This window comes from Streptomyces amritsarensis (genome assembly GCF_001953875.1).
GTDB classification, from domain to species: domain Bacteria; phylum Actinomycetota; class Actinomycetes; order Streptomycetales; family Streptomycetaceae; genus Streptomyces; species Streptomyces amritsarensis.
In genome coordinates, this window is record NZ_MQUR01000010.1 from 28,528 (window position 1) to 45,356 (window position 16,829).

The 16,829-nt window shown below is 75.0% G+C and carries 12 protein-coding genes; 5 read left to right on the top strand and 7 right to left on the bottom strand.

Annotated features, from left to right (window positions below):
- The first annotated feature begins 6 nt into the window (after positions 1-6).
- Entirely contained in the window at positions 7-1,224 is a 1,218-nt protein-coding gene (locus AVW11_RS06865) for an acyltransferase family protein (RefSeq protein ID WP_060178461.1), read from the top strand.
- 118 nt (positions 1,225-1,342) lie between these two features.
- Here AVW11_RS06865 and AVW11_RS06870 read toward each other — a convergent pair whose 3' ends face one another.
- Entirely contained in the window at positions 1,343-1,765 is a 423-nt protein-coding gene (locus tag AVW11_RS06870; protein ID WP_030843124.1) for a DUF350 domain-containing protein, read from the bottom strand.
- A 94-nt stretch (positions 1,766-1,859) separates the two neighbouring features.
- Here AVW11_RS06870 and AVW11_RS38000 point away from each other — a divergent pair, with 94 nt between their 5' ends.
- Positions 1,860-3,710, top strand: a complete 1,851-nt coding sequence (locus AVW11_RS38000; RefSeq protein ID WP_076043517.1) for a GNAT family N-acetyltransferase — start codon at positions 1,860-1,862, stop codon at positions 3,708-3,710.
- A 22-nt stretch (positions 3,711-3,732) separates the two neighbouring features.
- Here AVW11_RS38000 and AVW11_RS06880 read toward each other — a convergent pair whose 3' ends face one another.
- Complete coding sequence (locus tag AVW11_RS06880; protein WP_076043518.1) at positions 3,733-5,802, bottom strand: AMP-binding protein; 2,070 nt, start codon at positions 5,800-5,802, stop codon at positions 3,733-3,735.
- 135 nt (positions 5,803-5,937) lie between these two features.
- Between AVW11_RS06880 and AVW11_RS06885 the strand changes: the two genes are divergently transcribed.
- Positions 5,938-7,851 carry an ABC transporter ATP-binding protein gene (locus AVW11_RS06885; RefSeq protein ID WP_030843132.1) on the top strand — a complete coding sequence of 638 codons (1,914 nt, stop codon included), beginning with the start codon at positions 5,938-5,940 and terminating at the stop codon, positions 7,849-7,851.
- A gap of 7 nt (positions 7,852-7,858) precedes the next feature.
- The gene (locus AVW11_RS06890) at positions 7,859-8,245 is read left to right on the top strand and encodes a VOC family protein (RefSeq protein ID WP_030843135.1); all 387 of its coding nucleotides are present in this window, start codon (positions 7,859-7,861) and stop codon (positions 8,243-8,245) included.
- Between the two features lie 80 nt (positions 8,246-8,325).
- Here the strand turns inward: AVW11_RS06890 and AVW11_RS06895 are convergent, their stop codons facing one another.
- The gene (locus AVW11_RS06895) at positions 8,326-8,673 is read right to left on the bottom strand and encodes a hypothetical protein (RefSeq protein WP_076043519.1); all 348 of its coding nucleotides are present in this window, start codon (positions 8,671-8,673) and stop codon (positions 8,326-8,328) included.
- Positions 8,674-8,860: 187 nt separating this feature from the next.
- On the opposite strand from AVW11_RS06895, the gene AVW11_RS06900 reads away from it, so the two are divergent.
- Complete coding sequence (locus tag AVW11_RS06900) at positions 8,861-9,352, top strand: gluconokinase (RefSeq protein ID WP_381783858.1); 492 nt, start codon at positions 8,861-8,863, stop codon at positions 9,350-9,352.
- Positions 9,353-9,385: 33 nt separating this feature from the next.
- Here the strand turns inward: AVW11_RS06900 and AVW11_RS06905 are convergent, their stop codons facing one another.
- The 4 genes from AVW11_RS06905 to AVW11_RS06920 all read right to left on the bottom strand — a co-directional run bounded on the left by AVW11_RS06905 (position 9,386) and on the right by AVW11_RS06920 (position 16,736).
- The gene (locus tag AVW11_RS06905; protein WP_051699764.1) at positions 9,386-10,381 is read right to left on the bottom strand and encodes a hypothetical protein; all 996 of its coding nucleotides are present in this window, start codon (positions 10,379-10,381) and stop codon (positions 9,386-9,388) included.
- An 82-nt stretch (positions 10,382-10,463) separates the two neighbouring features.
- Positions 10,464-12,074 (bottom strand): cytochrome P450, encoded by a 1,611-nt coding sequence (locus AVW11_RS06910; RefSeq protein ID WP_076043520.1) that lies wholly within the window; start codon positions 12,072-12,074, stop codon positions 10,464-10,466.
- Between the two features lie 88 nt (positions 12,075-12,162).
- Positions 12,163-12,975 (bottom strand): serine hydrolase domain-containing protein, encoded by an 813-nt coding sequence (locus tag AVW11_RS06915; protein WP_060178387.1) that lies wholly within the window; start codon positions 12,973-12,975, stop codon positions 12,163-12,165.
- Between the two features lie 155 nt (positions 12,976-13,130).
- The gene (locus AVW11_RS06920; RefSeq protein ID WP_240528138.1) at positions 13,131-16,736 is read right to left on the bottom strand and encodes a S8 family serine peptidase; all 3,606 of its coding nucleotides are present in this window, start codon (positions 16,734-16,736) and stop codon (positions 13,131-13,133) included.
- Between the last annotated feature and the right edge of the window lie 93 nt (positions 16,737-16,829).

Here is a 16,829-nt window from a genome sequence, read left to right on the forward strand (position 1 = left end):
GCCTCCATGCTGTCGGCGGCGCTGCGCAGGACCTCCGAGCGCATCGACCGGCAGACCCCCGCCCACCGCGACCGTGCCGTCGACGGGCTGCGCGCCCTGGCGCTGCTGGCCGTGCCGACCGGCCACTGGCTGCTCGGCGGCTTCACGCTCGACTCCGGCGGCGCTCTGCACAACGCCAGTCCGCTGTCGGCCTTCGGCGCCCTGGCGCCGGCGAGCTGGGTGCTTCAGATGCTGGGCATCTTCTTCCTCGTGGGCGGGTATGCCTCGGCGCTTTCCTACCGGCGGCGCCCGGGGTCGGCGGGCGCCTGGCTGAAGGGCCGGATCGTGCGCCTGGGCCGGCCCGTGCTCGCGGTGACGGCCGTGTGGGCGCTGGCCGCGCCGCTGCTGTACGCGGCCGGCGTGCCGGAGGCGTCGCTGCGGACCGCGGCCACGCTGGTCGTCCAACCCCTGTGGTTCGTCGGGGTGTATGTGGTGGTCACCGCTCTGACCCCGTACTGCGTACGGGCCGCGCGCCGGCTCGGGGGCTGGGCGGCTGCCCCGCTGATCGCCTCGGTGGCGGTGGTGGACGTGCTGCGCTACGGGCCGCTCGCGCAGTCCGTGCCGTCCTGGCTGCCGGTGCTGAACATCCTCCCGGGCTGGCTGTTCGCGTACCAGCTGGGCGTGTCCTGGGGCGAGCGTCGGATCGGGCGCCGCGGGGCCTGGCTGCTGCTGGCGGGCGGGACGCTGCTGTTCGCGGCGCTGTTGGCGGTCTTCCACTATCCGGCGTCGATGGTGGGGGTGCCGGGGGCGGTGCGGACCAACTCGCACCCGCCGTCGCTGCTCGTGCTCGCCCTGGCTGCGGCCCAGTCGGGGGCGGCGGTCCTGCTGCGGGACCGGCTGGCGCGGCTGCTGGAGCGGCCGGCCCTGTGGGCCCCGGTGGTCGTGGTCAACCTGAGCGCGATGACGATCCTGTGCTGGCACCAGACGGCGATGCTGGCCGCGGTCGTGCCCGCCTCGTTCGCGGGTGCGGTGGCCGGACTGACGACGGCGCCCGACAGCCTGGGCTGGATCGCGGCGCGGCTGGCGTGGATGCCGGTGTTCGCGGCGCTGCTGGTGGGGATCGCCCGGTACGCGCGGCGGTTCGAGGCACCGCCGGCGGCGGGCCGGCCGGCGAGCGCGCTGCGGCGCACGGTGGCGGGGCTGCTGGCGGTGGGTTTCGGACTGTTCGCGCTGGGCCTGGCGTAGGGGCTGTCCGGCGGACCGGCGTCGCACAGGCCGGGTCGTCCGGCGCCCGGGCCGGATACGCACGGAGCGCCGCTCCCCTGACGGAGCGGCGCTCTCGAGGCGTTCGGGTGGTCCCGCGTCAGGCGATCGAGGCGGCGACGATCGCGGCGACTGCGAGATTGCAGGCCGAGGAGACCCAGACCGCCGGGTGGGGCTGCGGGTCGACGACGATCGCGCCGAGCTTGCCCGGGGTCACCAGGTCGAGCACCAGGAACGCCACCGCCATCAGGATCAGGCCGAGGAGGCCGAAGGCGGCCGTCGACGCCAGGCCCTTGCCGAAGTCGTCGTACGTGGTCCAGATCGACGTGAAGACGATGCCGCCGATGCCGAGGAGCGCCGAGCTGAGGAAGAGGGCCGCGTTGCGGTTGCGCTCCTCCCAGATCTGCTTCGGGAGCTTCCCGGGCGTCAGCACGTCCACGAGGACGATGCCGAGGATCAGCAGGACCAGGCCAAGGGCACCGTAGGCGCTGGTGCGGCCAAGTCCGTTGATGATGTCGCTCATTGAGAAGCCTGTCTCCGATAGGTGGGAAAATACGAGCCGTGGGGAGGCCGAATCTATCGCACGGCCTTCCGGCAGACCATGGGGAGGTCAGCGAATGGTAAAGGTCAGGGCCGCGCGGGCGGCCGAGGCGGAGGCCCTGACCGGGCTGGTGATGCGGTCCAAGGCGCACTGGGGGTACGACGCCGCGTTCCTGGCGGCCTGCGCCCCGGAACTGCGGATCCGGCCGGACGAGGTGACCGCGCGCCGGATCGTGGTCGCCGAGGACCCGCAGGGGACCGTCCTCGGGCTCGCCTCCCTGGAGGGTGCCGGGCCGCTGGCGACGCTGGGTCTGCTGTTCGTCGAACCGTCGGCCATCGGGCAGGGCGTGGGGCGGATCCTGTACCGGGACGTGCTGCGGCGGGCCGTTCAGCAGGGGGTGCGCCGGCTGGTCATCGACTCGGACCCGCACGCCGCCGGCTTCTACCGCGCGATGGGCGCGGTCGCGGAGCCGACCGGTCCGGCCGTGGCGGCCGCCACGGCGGGTGCGGCCGATACCGCGGATGCGGCCGATACGGCCGGTGCCGTGCATTCGGCCGACCGGAGCGGGCGTCTGGTGCGGTTCGAGGCCGCCCCGGCCCCGCTCGCCGACTGGGCCCGGGCCTGGACCGGCGGCGGGCGGGCGGTGCACGTGGGCAACGTGGCCGAGTTCAACGCGCAGTTCGGCGACTCCTCCCTGGACCGCGAGCAGGCGGCCGCGCACCACTACTCCTGCCTGGCCGCCTTCTACAGCCCCTGTCCGTCCGCTCTCGTGCTGCCCCGGGCGGTGCCCGCCGGCTGGACCGACCTGGTCTGCCGGCAGCTGGGCTGGACCGGGGTCGAGGTGTACGACGGGCTGGTGGAGCGGGGGCCGGGGCTCGCCGACGCGGTGCGGGCCCGGCCGGCGCTGGCCGCACGGCTGACGGGGGCCGGGGAGCCGCTCGTACCGTGGGGGCTCACCCGGCCGTTCGGACTGCTGACGGGGCGGCCGTGGCGGTCCGGTGAGCTGCGCTACGAGTCGAAGGCCGCGGCGCACGGACTGTTCGAGCGGATCCTGGCGGAGGGCGGCCATCCCGGGATCGTGCTGCCCGCGCAGGTGCGGGCCGCCACGCGGTGGTCGGCGGCGCGGCTGCTGGCCGCGCGGGCGCGGGCGGGGAAGAGCACCGTGGTGAAATCGGAGCACGGCGTCGGGGGTTCGGGCACGACCGTGGTCACGGCCGGGCAGGTCCGGGCGGCGGGCGGCGCCCGCGCCGTCCTGCGGCGGCTGCCGCGCGGACCTCTGCTGGTGGAGGAGTTCGTCGAGGGCCCACCGGATCCCGGCGCCGCCCGCGACCTGACGTACGACGGCTTCGTGGACGCGGACGGCGGGCTGCACGAGGTCGGGGCGGCCCTGATGGACGTGACGGCGGGCGCCTACCGCGGAGCCACGGTGGGTCCCGGGGTGGTGCCGGATTGGGCGGAGAAGCCGGTCCTCGCCTTCGGTGCGGCGGTGGGCCGGGAGCTGGCGGCCTCCGGCTACCGGGGCTGGTTCGACGTGGACTTCGTCGCGGACGCCGCGGGTCGGCTGGCGCCGACCGAGACGAACCTGCGGCTGACCGGGCCGGCGATCGCCTTCATGGTGGCGGCCCGGCTCGACGCGCTGCGGGGCGCGGGGCACCTCGTGCGGATCGCCGACCGGGTGGAGCTCGGGGCGCGGCTGCCGGAGGCGCAGCTGGAGGAGTTGTGCGCGGACCTGGCCCGGTCGTGCGCGGACCTCGGGGCGGTGTTCGTCCCCGCGATCCCGACGGGAGCCTTCGATCCGGCGCCCTGGATGGGGGTGTTGGTGGCCGCGCACAGTCCGGAGGCCCTGGACGCGGCCGAGTCCCTGGTCCGCGCCGGGGCGGCGGCCGTCGGCGCGATGTTCGACGCACCGGCGTCCGCCGCCCCTTGAGGGTGTCGCGGGCGGTCGGCGGTCAGGTCCTGTCTTCGAAGTCGAAGGGCGAGTACGGCTTGCGGGCCAGGTGGACGGCCACGACGAGGCCCGCGATCATCAGGGGGATGTTGAAGGTGTAGACGAGGAGGGCCTGGAGGGGCCAGTCCTGTTTCGCCGCCAGGCGGTAGGCGTTGTCCTGCGGCCACCAGGCCAGCAACAGGTAGCTCGCGGCGAGGTGGACGGCCCTGATGCGGCCCGGGCGCCGGCCGCGTTCCCGGCGTTCGATCAGGCGGTAGCCGGTGAACAGGAAGGCGAGGCCCGCACCGAAGGCCAGGCTTTCGGCCACGTAGAGCAGGAAGAACAGGGCCGCCCACGGGTACGGCACGGCGGAGAGGTCCGTGGATCCGGGCCACACGACATTGGTGAGCGCCAGGGTGATGAAGGCCAGGACGATCGTCAGGCATCCGGCGGCAACGACGCGGCCGCCGTCCGGGTCACCCGCGTGGGCGGCCGTCCGGGCGAACTTGCTGCCGTGCGGCGCGGGCTGCTCGGAGGCGGGCTGGGTGGGCAGCGGCAGGGCGGAGCGGTCCTCCTGTCCGCCCCGCTTGCGCGGCAGGGCCCGCAGCCGGACGAGGATCGTGGGCGTCTGTTCCTTGAGGACGACGCCTGCCAGGTGGTTGCGCAGACCGTAGACCTCGGGCAGCGGTGCGGAGGCGTCCCAGGCCGGGTCGCCCGGCGGCGGGGACACGTAGGCGACGAGCCGGGGCTTCCCGTCCTTGCCGACACCGTCGACGAGGCCGACGAGGGCGGCGCCGACGCCCGGATGGGTGCGGATCGCCGCCTCGACCGGGTGGGGGTCGAAGGAGCCTCCGTGGAGGGGGATCCGGTCCCGGATCCGGCCGGCGTACTCCAGCAGGCCGTCGGGGCGGAGCACGCCGAGGTCGCCGGTGGGTATCGGGTCGCCGCCGCCGGGCGGGGTGAGGTGTATCTCGCCGCCCCGCACGTGGACCTGGCATCCCGCGAAGGGGGTGCCCAGCAGGGAGAGCCGCTCCGGTTCGGCGACGGGGGCGGGCAGCCGGGGCAGTTCGAAGCAGGTGCCCGCTCCGGCGGTTTCGGTGAGGCCGTAGATGTCGAGGATTCGTACACCGGGCCGCAACCGGGTGTGCAGGGCGTCCAGTTCGTCGAGGTGGAGGCGGTCGCCGGTGACGGTGGCCAGCCGCAGCGAGCGCAGCGGCCGGGGGCCGGACCTGCGGTCCGCGGCGGTGGGCCTGGGGCCGTCGATCACCAGTGCGGCGATCCCGGCGGGGTCGGTGTGCAGGACGGTGACCTGCTGGCCCTCGACCGCCGTGCGGATCTGGTGGGAGTGCTCGGTACGCCAGGAGGCGACCGGGGGCACGACGAGCGCGCCGCCCGTGCACAGGGCCCGGGTCCAGCCGGCGGCGAAGGCGGTGACGTCCGGGCGGGCGGTGATGAGGTGCCGGTCCTGCGGGGTCGGCCGGGCCAGCTCGGTCCAGCCCGAGTGGGCGGCGAGCAGCACGGAGTGGCCGACGGGCACGGGTCGTGGTTCGGTGCTCGCCGTGAACAGGACGGCCGCGCGGCCCGCGGCCCGGAGGGCGCGGCCGTCGGGCGTCTCCGCGAGGTCCGGTGCGTAGCCGGGCCGGGCGGCGATCTCGGTGGCGTCGTCGTCGGTCCGGATCGCGCGCAGGCCCGTGGCCGTGTCGAGGGCGGCCCGGTGGGGCGAGTGGGTGAGCAGGGCGAAGGGCGCGAAGGCCTCGAGTGCGGCGAGTTGTCGGCGTCCGGTGCGGGGCGTCTCGGCGTCGACGACGGCGTAGGACCCGCCGGCTTTCAGTACGGCGAGGATGCAGACGACGATCTCGTCGTGCCGGGTGGTGCCGACGGCGACGAGTCCGCCGGGCGGCAGGCCGCGGGCGAGCAGATGGTGTGCGAGCCGGTTGGCCCGGGCGTCCAGTACCGCGTAGGTGACCGGGTGCTGCGGGGCGGCGATGAGGGCGGGTGCCTCGGGTGTGTCCCGCGCCCAGCGTTCGAAGTGGTGCAGGACGGTGCCGGTGGTGCCCTCGGCGAAACGGACGGACTCGGATCCCTGCGTCATGACCCGATGATGCCACCGGGCACCGACAGCGGAGGAGTCCCGAAGTCGTATGCGTGGGGCCGCATTTGCTCCGGTCGGGGGGTCCCGAGCCGAAACCTTGACCTCAAGTTTGGTCGAGGTCCTAGCGTTCGGGTCATGGACATGGAAGTCACCGCTTGGACATCGCTGCACAGCGCGATCAACGCACAGCAGGACCGTCGCCCCCTCTCCCGGGACGGTCTGCGCCGCGTGGCCGCCTTCGCCCGCCCGCACCGCCGCGGGCTCGTTCTCTTCCTCCTGCTGAGTGTGGTGACCGCCCTGCTGGCGGTGGCCACCCCGGTGCTCGCCAGCCGGGTGGTCACGGCCATCGTGGACGGCCGCGACAGCGCCGCGGTGACCCGGCTCGCCCTGCTCATCGCGGTGATCGCGGTCGCGGAGGCAGGGCTCGGGCTGCTGGCCCGCCGGCTCTCCGCCACCCTCGGCGAGGGGCTGATCCTGGATCTGCGGACGGCGGTCTTCGACCACGTGCAGCGGATGCCGGTCGCCTTCTTCACCCGCACGCGGACCGGAGCCCTCGTCAGCCGCCTCAACAACGATGTCATCGGCGCCCAGCGGGCCTTCGCCAACACCCTGTCGGGAGTGGTCGGGAACACCGTGACCCTGCTGCTGACCCTCACCGTGATGCTGAGCATCTCCTGGCAGATCACCCTCCTGGCGCTGGTACTGCTGCCCGTGTTCGTCCTGCCGGCCCGCCGGATGGGGGCCCGGATGGCGGCGATGCAGCGGGAGGCCTCGGCGCTGAACGCCGCGATGGGCACCCAGATGACCGAGCGGTTCTCGGCGCCCGGCGCGACGCTGGTCAAGCTGTTCGGGCGGCCCGCCGAGGAGTCCGCGGAGTTCGCGGTCCGGGCGGCCCGGGTGCGGGACATCGGGATCCGTACGGCGATGGCCCAGTCGGCCTTCATCACGGCCCTCACCCTGGTCTCGGCCCTCGCCCTGGCGCTGGTCTACGGACTCGGCGGCTACTACGCCCTGCGCGGGACCCTGGACGCCGGTTCCGTCGTCGCCCTCGCCCTGCTCCTGACCCGCCTGTACGCCCCGCTGACCTCCCTCGCAGGGGCCCGCGTCGAGGTGATGAGCGCGCTGGTGAGCTTCGAGCGGGTCTTCGAGATCCTCGACCTCGAGCCCCTCATCGCGCAGAAGCCGGACGCCCGCCGGGTGCCGGAGGGTCCGGTGGCGGTGGAGTTCGACCGGGTGTCCTTCGGCTACCCCGCCGCGGACAAGGTCTCGCTCGCCTCGCTGGAGGAGGTCGCCGCCCTCGACGCCCGCGGCGGCACGCAGGTCCTGCACGAGGTGTCCTTCCGAGCCGAGCCCGGCCAGATGGTCGCCCTGGTGGGCTCTTCGGGCGCCGGCAAGTCCACCATCGCGCAGCTGCTGCCGCGGTTGTACGACGCCGACGCGGGCGCGGTCCGGCTCGGCGGGGTCGACGTACGGGACCTGACGGCCGACTCGATCCGCGAGACGCTCGGCATGGTCACCCAGGACGGGCACCTCTTCCACGAGTCGGTACGGTCCAACCTGCTGCTGGCCCGGCCGGACGCCGCCGAGGAGGAGATCTGGGAGGCTCTGCGCCGGTCCCGGCTGGACGGGTTGGTCGCCTCGCTGCCGGACGGGCTGGACACGGTGGTCGGGGAGCGCGGCTACCGGCTGTCCGGCGGCGAGCGGCAGCGGCTGACCATCGCCCGGCTGCTGCTGGCCCGGCAGCGGGTCGTGGTCCTCGACGAGGCCACCGCGCACCTGGACTCGACCTCCGAGGCGGCGGTGCAGGAGGCCCTGGCCGAGGCCCTCGCGGGCCGCACCGCCGTGGTGATCGCGCACCGGCTGTCGACGGTGCAGGCGGCCGACCTGATCCTCGTGGTGGAGGAGGGCCGGATCGTGGAACGGGGCACGCACACCGCGCTGCTGGCGGCGGGAGGCCGGTACGAGGAGCTGTACCGCACGCAGTTCGCGGCGGCGGACACGCCCGCCGCCGCGGTATCCGACGGCGCGGCACCGGTGCGGGGAGCATGATGCTGTGATGGACATCAAACTCGAACTCGTCGCCGTGCCCGTCACCGATGTCGACCGGGCCAAGGCGTTCTACGAGAAGCTCGGCTTCAACGCCGACCACGACGTCACCGTCAGCGAGGACATCCGGTTCGTGCAGCTGACCCCGCCGGGGTCGGCCTGCTCGATCGCGATCGGCAGGGGCCTCACCCGGATGACCCCGGGCTCCCTCGACAACATGCAGGTCGTCGTCACCGACATCGAGGAGGCGTACGAGGACCTGCGCGGCCGGGGCGTCGAGGTGACGGAGATCCAGGACCTGCCGTGGGGCTCCTTCGTCTACTTCTCCGACCCGGACGGCAACGGCTGGGCGGTCCAGCAGACCACGCCGCGCAAGTCGGCGGAACCCGGCCCGTGACGTCCGCGACCGGCGGCCGGCGGTCGGCGGGCCGCACGGTGCGGGAGCACCGTGCGGCGGCGGTCCGCCGACCGGCCGGGTCAGGCCTGCGCGGCGGCGTGGTGGTGGTCCAACTCCCAGGCGTGGTGCTTGAACTCGTGGCGGAAGTCGGCGTGGTCCTCCCACTGGCGCGCGATGCCGCGCAGCACGTCCCAGTTGTGCTCGACGGACTGGTCGATGACGCGGCGCGTGGCCGGCTCGGCAAACTCCCGCCGGTCGATGAGGCCCTTGACGGCCGAAGCCTCCAGCACGGAGTTGCGCAGCGCGCGCAGTGCGCGGGAGGTGTCGTCCATCGCGAAGCCGTGCTCGCTGCCCGTCGCCTCGTCGAACAGCGGGGTCAGCCGCGCCTCGATGAATGCGGTGATCCGCTCGAAGTGCTGCACGTCCATCGGGGGCTCCCTCTCCTGCCGGACCACCGCGTGGCCCGGCGTCTCCACTGCTTGTGCCGTTCGCGGCCATTATGGCCGAAGCGCCTCCCCGGTGATCTGTTGTGAAGATCCCCTGCGCGGAGGGGACGTGGTACGGGGGGTGGATGTCGACGAGGACAGCGAGGTGGACGTGGGCACCCAGCGCGTCATGGTGGTGATGGGCGTGGCCGGCACGGGCAAGACGACCGTGGGCCGGCTGCTCGCGGCACGGCTCGGCCTTCCCTACGCGGAGGGCGACGCCTTCCACCCGGCGGGCAACGTCGCCAAGATGGCGGCCGGCCACCCGCTGGACGACGCGGACCGGTGGCCGTGGCTGGACGCCGTGGGCGAGTGGATCCGCAACCGCGCCGGGACGGGCGGCGGCGTGATCGCCGCGTCCTCGCTCAAGCGCGCCTACCGCGACCGGCTGCGTGCCGCGGCCCCCGGGGTCGTCTTCGTGCACCTCACCGGTGAGCGGCAGCTGATCGAGGAGCGGATGGCGGCGCGCAAGGGCCACTTCATGCCCGCCACCCTGCTGGAGTCGCAGTTCGCCACGCTGGAGCCGCTCCAGGAGGACGAGCTCGGCGTATCGGTCGACGTGGCCGGCTCCCCGGAGGAGGTCGCCGAGCGGGCCCTGGCCGCCCTGGGCAGGCTGCGGTGATCCGGTGGCCGGCCGGGCTGTGTCCTGCCGCTGTCACTCGTGCCGTAGGTCCGGCCGGACCCGGTCCCGTCCGGGGCCTTGCAGTTGGGCTGCGGCGAGGGCGAGGCCGCCGGCCGCGGTCGCGCAGCGGTCCGCGAGGTTCTCGACCTCGGCCCGCAGGGCCTCGGTCTCGCCGTGCCATCCCGGCGTCCAGGCCGCGGCCCTGCGCAGCCGGACCGCGTGCGTGCGCAGCGCGGCCGCGTGGCCCTGCAGGCCGGCGCCCTGGGGCCGCGGTGCCGGACGGAGCGGCCGCGGCCGCTGGGGCGGCCGGTCCGTGACGCGGCGCCGGACGGGACCGCGTTCGGGGGCGGGCCCCGAGGGGGGCCGCGCGGGCAGGCCCGGGCCGCTGTCGCAGAAGGCCCACAGGGCGGCGCCGAGTCCGAGCAGCGGCCGGGCGGGCTCGGCCCGGCCGGTGGCGACCTGCCACCCGGCGTGGTCGTTGAAGGGGTTGGCGTCGGTCAGGGCGTTCCAGGCGAGGATGTCGGCGAAGGACGGCGCCAGCAGGGAGAACGCGTGCTCGGCGCCCCGCTCGCGCATGATGCCGCGGAACAGTCGGACGGCCTCGGCCTGTCGGCCGGCCTCGACGGCCCGCAGGACCGCCGCGGTGCCGGGGTCCTCCAGGAGTTCGGGGCGGCCCGCGCTCACCGCCCGGATCCGGGCTTTGAGTCCGCAGACGGCGATGCTGATGGCGAGGCTCTCCCGGCCGGCCAGGACCCCCGCGAGCCGGCCGGCGCGGGCGGCGCCCCGGCCGCGCGCGGCCCAGCCGAGGCCCGCCGGATCGGTGAGGGTGCGCAGCAGGGTGCGCCAGCCCCGCCTGCTGCGGCCGCCCCTGGCGAGTGCCGCCGCGGGCAGGCGGGCGCCGAAGGCAAGGCCGGAGGCGTAGCGGGCGGCCTCGCCGACCGCGTCGGCGGCCTCGGCGAGTGTGCGGCACGGGGCGTCGAGCTGGTCGGCGTCCGGGGCGGTGGACGCGGAGGTCGCGGCGTCGGACATGGGATCCTCGTGGGTTTCGGCAGGGTGGGAGGAGTGCGGGGCGGAGCGGTACGGGTGGGGCGGCGCGGACGGGGGGTGCGCGTCAGCGCCGGGTGAGGGCGAGCCGGATGCCGTGGGGGTCCAGCGTCACGGGCAGCGGTCCGACCGGGTCGAGGACCGGCCGGGTGCCGGTGACGCGGTGGCCGCGCAGCACCTCGGCGCAGAACGCCGCAGTGATCATCAGTCCGAGCTGGTCGCCGGGGCAGCGCCCCTCGCCGTGGCTGAAGGGCGCCAGCCGGATGTCCTGGTCGGCGCCCGGGTTCTTCCACCGGCCCGGTACGAAGACATGCGCCGCCGGTACCCGCTCGGGGTCGCGCTGGTGGAACGCGGCGGGCAGGAGCACCGAGGTGCCGGCCGGGTGGCGCACGCCGCGCCATTCGGTCTCGCCGCGGGTGACGCGGATCAGGTCGGGTACCACCGGGTACAGGCGCAGCGACTCGCGGACGCAGGCCCGCAGCCTGGGCAGTTCGCCCCGGGCCGGTCCGGCGGCGACCTCGGCGGCCGCTTCGGCGGCGGCCGTGTCCTGTTCGCAGGGGTGCGCGCCGAGCAGGAGCAGCGTGCGCAGCAGGGTGTCGGGCACGGCGTCCATGGCCAGGAGCCAGAGCCGGGCCTCGTCTTCGCAGTCGACGGCGCCTTCGGGGTCGCCGTGGCGCGCGGCGCGGCCGGCGAGGGTGTCGTCGCCGGCGTGCCGGACGTACTCGCCGATGCGGGCGCGGGCCTTGTCGTGCACGGACCGCGCGGCGCGCCTCGGGCCGCCGCGCGGGCGCTTGTCCTGGGCGCGCAACTGGGTGAGCCATCCGGCGAGTTCGTCGTCCTCGGCGGCCGGGTCGCCGAGCACGATCCGCCGTGCGGCCCGGTTCACGGCGTTGCGGGCGCGGGAGAGTTCGAGGCTGCCGGCGGCGGTGAGGTGCCGGGCCTCTTCGGCGACGGCCGCCAGGATCGGGCCGGCCGAGGGGTGCACGGGGACTCCGGCGGCCAGCACGTCCTCGTTCATCCGCCGCCGCCCGGTGCGCTGTTCACCGCGGACGCATCCGGCGCCGTCCCCGTCGGGGTCGGGCTCGTGCGTGCTCAGGCCCCGGCATTTCTGCGGCGGGTCCGCCGCGAGGACGCTGACGGGTTCGGCGTAGAAGCGGCGCAGGTCCCGCGGGTCGAGGAGGACGAGGAGGGTCTTGCCGGACCGGGTGCGGACGAGCGCGGGCGCGTCCCCGTGGCGGGCGCGCAGGGCGCGGAGGGCGGCGGCGGAGGCGTGCGCCCCGTCCGGCCGCCGCCGGCGCGGGCGGGGCCGGCCGGTGCCGGAGAGCAGGGCGCCGAGGGCGGCGAAGACGGTGGTCGCGGCCGCGGGGGACACGGCGGGCGCGGGCAGTGCGGGGGTGCCGGCGGGCCCTGCGGGCGTCCTGCGCAGGGCTGCCCTGGCGGATGTCCGGCGGCCGGGGGCCTCCGCGCCGAGCGGTGGCCCGGCCGGTCCGAGGTCCGCGGGCGGTGTTCCGCCCCGGCGCGGCGGGCCGGCGTACTCCTCGGGGCGCAGCCCGACGGCCGCGCCGCCGTGCTCGGGGGGTTCGCCCCGCGCGGACCGCACCGGCAGCCCGGTCCGTTCCGCGAGGGCCCGTACCCGGGCCCTGATGCCGTCGAGGGCGGCCCCTTGGACCGTACGCATCCGTGTACCTCCGCGGCGGGAACGACGACAACGGTCGGCGACTTCGGCATCACCGTACGTCCCGCCTGCGCGGCGCGCGCTCCGAGCGCTACGCCCGGGGGATCCGTCCCGGCCCGCTGCTGCGCACGGGCGCGTCCGGGGTGAAGACGGCCTCGCGGAAGGTGGTGCGCAGGGGGCCGCGGGCGGCCGGGAGGAGGACCGCCCAGCGGCCGTGGCGGGGGGAGATCCAGACGGCGGGGCCGGGGTCGGTGGGGGCGTGGTGGGTCCAGACGCCGTGCGGGGCGGGGTGCCAGAGGAGTCCGCGGGCGGGGGTGAGTTCGCCCGTGCGGATGCGGAGGGACTCGGCCGTCCAGGCGCGGGTGAGGGGGCCCGGTCCGACCGGGTCACCCCCGTCGCCCCCACCACTCGGGCCGCTCGGGTCACTCGGCTCACTCGGGTGAAGGAGGTGCCCCAGGAAGAGGGCGAGGTCGGCGACGGGTGCGCGCAGGGTGCCGTCGGCGAGGCGGGTGCGGGTCATGCCGAGCGGCTTCCAGACCCGTACGGCCGCCAGCTCGGCGAGGGTGCTGCCGGAGAGGTGCTCGACGAGGCGGGTGAGGGCGGCCGTGCCCCCGGGGCGGGTGAGCAGATGGTGGGCGGTGGTCCCGGCGGGGGTGCCCGCGGCGGCCTCGTCCCCGTACGCGGTGAGCGGGGTGTGGAGCCGCAGGGCGCCCTCGTCGACGAGCGTGCCGACGGCCGGCCACAGTGCGAGGACGGCGGTGAGGCCTGCGACGTCGTGGGCCTCGTCCGCCGTGCCCGAACCGGCGTGTGGGCCGTCGGGTCCGCCGACGGCCCACACCGCCGCGGGATCGGCCGACTCGACGAGGGCCCGGACGGCGTCTGCCTGGTCGCTCAGGAGCGTCATGGTCGCTCACGCTAACGACCCGGGCCGCGGGCCCGCGGCAGGTCGCGCGGATCCGCCGCGCCCGCCACCCGAATGGGCCGGAAGGCGGCGGCGCCCGGGCCGGAAGGAGGGGGCGGGGCCGGCGGGCGCCCCGCCCCCTCACGCGACGCGCCGGACTAGCTCTTGTCGGGGCGGTCGGTCACCCGGAGGGTGTTGAGCAGGGGCTTGCCGAAGCCGGAGTGCGTCACGAAGCGGACGTTGAGCACCCCGTCGGTGACCGTGACCGTGTAGGTGCGGGTCAGGGCCGTGTAGGTGCCCGCCTCCAGGGCGATGTCGAGGGAGGGCAGGACCTGCGTGCCCTCGGCGAGGACGTCGAAGACGCGCTTGTTCGGCTTGGTGGAGGAGAGTTCCGCGAAGCCGAGTTCCACCGTGTAGGTGCCGTTGGGGACGTTGTCGAAGCGGTACTCGTACATGCCCTCGCGGGCGTTGCGGAAGAGCCGCTGTTCGTCCGTGCCGGCGATGGTGCGGCCGGTGGACCGTGCGGTGCTGTTGCCCTGGTAGCCGTAGGAGCCCGCCGTGTACATGCGGTCCGGGGACCAGGCGTCGCCGAGGGCGTCGGTGGTGCCGTAGCCGGAGCCCGCGTCCAGGGCGACCTGGTAGCGCGGGACGACGACCTTGACCGGGACGGTGAGGACCGGGGTGCGGCCGCTCGCCGAGGCGATCTTCAGGTCGGCCGTCAGGACGGTGCCGGCGGCCAGTCCGGTCGTGTCGACCGTGAGGGTGACGGGGACCTTCCCGCCCGTCGGCAGGTCGCCGGCGGCCGGCGTGGCCGTCAGCCAGCCCGCGTCCTCGGACACCGTGAACGCCGTGCCCAGGCCAGGGTTGGTGAGGTCCAGGGTCCGGGTCCGCTGCTGGTCGGCCGGGAGCACGACCTCCAGGGCCGGCTTGGACGCCGTCACCCTGCCGGTGCGCAGGGACTGCGTCACCGTCGTGACGTCGGCGGCCCTGACGTCCACGGTCGCCGTGGCGGACTGGTACTGCGGCGCCGCGAGGGAGACGGTGCGCGAGCCGGAGGGGCTCTGGACGACGTACCCGCCGTCGGCGGCCGTGGTCGCCGACACGGCGGTGTCGCCCGTGCCGACGGTCACCGTGGCGCCCGCGACGCCGCCCCCGTCGTTGGCGTCGAGCACCCGGCCGGCGACGACACCGCTCTTGGTGGTGCGGAAGGCGATGGAGAGGCCGTTCGTGATGACGGGGGTGTTGAAGGAGTACTTGAAGGCGTCGGTTCCGGTGGCGTTCTCCACGCCGACGGTGGCCGTGGAGCCGCCCTTGATACCGGTGCCGCCGGTGCCCTTGTAGGTGTAGGCGACGGTGCCGTCCTCGCCGATGGCCGCGGAGAAGGAGAACTTGTCGGCCTGCGCCGACCAGTGGGACACCTCGCGCCACTCGATCACGTAGGCGCGGTGCGGGGCGGTGCCGGTGACCGCGGTGAAGACGCCCGAGCCGCTGCCCGCCGCGCCGACGACCAGGTCGTCCCAGAAGGGGTACAGCGCCGCGTTGGGCGTTGCCGTGCTCGGCAGGTCGCCGTTGATGTCGCCGGTGTGGTTGCCGCCGAAGCTGACCGTGCCGTTGGTGCCGATCCAGGCCTGGGCGTAGGTCTTGCCGTACAGCGGCAGCGGGAAGGGCAGGTCGACCCGTTCGGTGGTGTTGTCGCCGGTCAGCGCGAGCTGCCGGCTCCCCGCGGCGTACGGCCGGTCGGCGGTGGCGCAGGCGTAGCCGTAGCCGTCGGTGCGCTCGGGCAGGTTCACGGTGACGGTGGTGTCGCCGCCGACGGTGAGCTCGGCGGTGCCGCCGCTGAGGCAGCGGGAGGCGTGGGTGGCGTTCACCCGGTAGGTGCCGTGCGGCAGGGTGACCTCGAAGCGGCCCTGTGCGTCGGCGGTCGCGGTCACCGGGGTGTCGGCGACGGTGACGGAGGCTCCGGCGGCCGGACCGGAGGCCGAGGCGACGGTGCCGGTGACCTTGCCGGAGGCGGCCTGGGTGAGGGTGAAGTCGCCGGTGGCGGTGCCGTTCTCGGTCACGGTGGCGGTCGCGGTCTGCTGCCCGTAGCCGAACTTGGCGGCGGTCAGGGTGTACTCGCCCACCGAGAGGGCCGGGAAGGAGTAGCTGCCGTCGGCCGCCGTGGTGGCCGTACGGTCGATCGGGCCGTCGGCGGTGACCTTCACGCCCGCGAGGGGCTGGCCGCCGGAGCGGACGGTGCCGCCGAGGGCGCCGAGCGCGCCGCGCGGGGCGGCGTCGACGGCGGCGAGGACGTCGAGCCGGCCCTCGCCGAAGACGTTGTTGTCGGCGGCGTTGCCCCCGCACTGGCTGCTGTCGGTGTCCAGGGCGGTGCCGTCCAGGAGCGACTCGGTCTGCGCGATGTCGCCTTCCAGGGCCGGGGCGGCGGACCACAGCAGGGCCACGGCGGCCGCGGTGTGCGGTGAGGCCATGGAGGTGCCGGAGAAGGCCTCGTACGCGCCGCCGGGGACGGAGGAGCGGACGTTCACGCCCGGGGCGGAGATGTTCGGCTTGACGATGCCGCCGGGGCCCGCGCCGCGCGAGGAGAAGGACGCGATCGTGTTGTTGATGTCGAAGGCGCCGGAGCTGTAGGAGCTGGCGTAGTCACCGGGCGAGCCGCTGGTGGAGCAGCCGGGTCCGGCGTTGCCGTTGGAGAAGGCCGGGAAGATGCCGGCGGCCCGCCAGGTGTCGACGATCTGCTGGTACCAGCTGTCGCCGCCCGTGCCGCCCCAGGAGTTGTTGACGATGTGCGGGGCGAGGTCGGGCCGCGGGTTCTGCCCGTTCAGGTCGGTCGGGGCGACGATCCACTGGCCGGAGGCGAGCAGCGAGGCCTCGGAGCAGGAGTTGGACTCGCAGCCCTTGGCGGCGATCCACTTGGCGCCGGGGGCGACGCCGATCTTGTTGGCGCCGCCGTCGTCGCCGACCATCGTGCCCATGGTGTGGGTGCCGTGGTCGTTGTTGTCGCACGGTGCGGCGCCGGCGCAGACGCCCGCGGGGTCGAACCAGTTGTAGGCGTGGGAGTGGCTGCCGTCGGCGTTCCTGCCGCGGTACTGGTTGGCGACGGCCGGGTGCGTGAAGTCGACGCCGCTGTCGATGTTGGCGACGACGATGCCCTCGCCGCGCACCCCGATCCGGTCCCACACCTGCGGGGCCTTGACCCGGTCGATGTTCCACTCGACGGCGTCGGCGACGGCCTGCTCGCGCTTGCCCTCGGCGGGCTTGGGGAGGTCGACCTTGTCGTCGGCGTCGATCCTGGCCACCTCGGGGCGCTGCGCGAGCGTCCCGGCGAGCTTCTCGCTGCCGACGACGCGCACGGCGTTGACGATCCAGTACGAGGTGTACTCGGCCCCGGCGCCTTCCAGGGCCTTGATGACGTCGGCCTGGCTGCGCGCGGCGTGGTCCTTCTTCGTCCTCAGCACGGTCTCGGCCTTGGCGGCGCGGGTCTGCTGCTTCCCCGCGGCGGTGAGGTCGGCGGCGCTGTCGAGGTAGACCCAGAAGACGGCCTTGGCGGAGCCGTCGAGCTGGGCGCGGAGCTTGGGTTCGATCTTGCGCTCGGCCGCGCTCGGGGTGCTGGGCCCGGGATCCGGTGCGGCCGCGGCGGCGCCCGCGCCGAGCGGGAGCAGCAGGACCGAGGTGAGGGCGGCGAGCGCCGTGCGTAAGGACCGTGCGGAGCTGCCCGGCCTTGTGGGCCTCCAGGCTCCTGAGGACCGCTGGTCGCGTTGGGCCACGTGTTGTCTCCTCGTACGCCGTGTGCGGGATGTGCGGGAAGGGTGCGCGTGACGTGCGCGGGTCATGGTGAAGGAGGCGTCATGCTCATTACA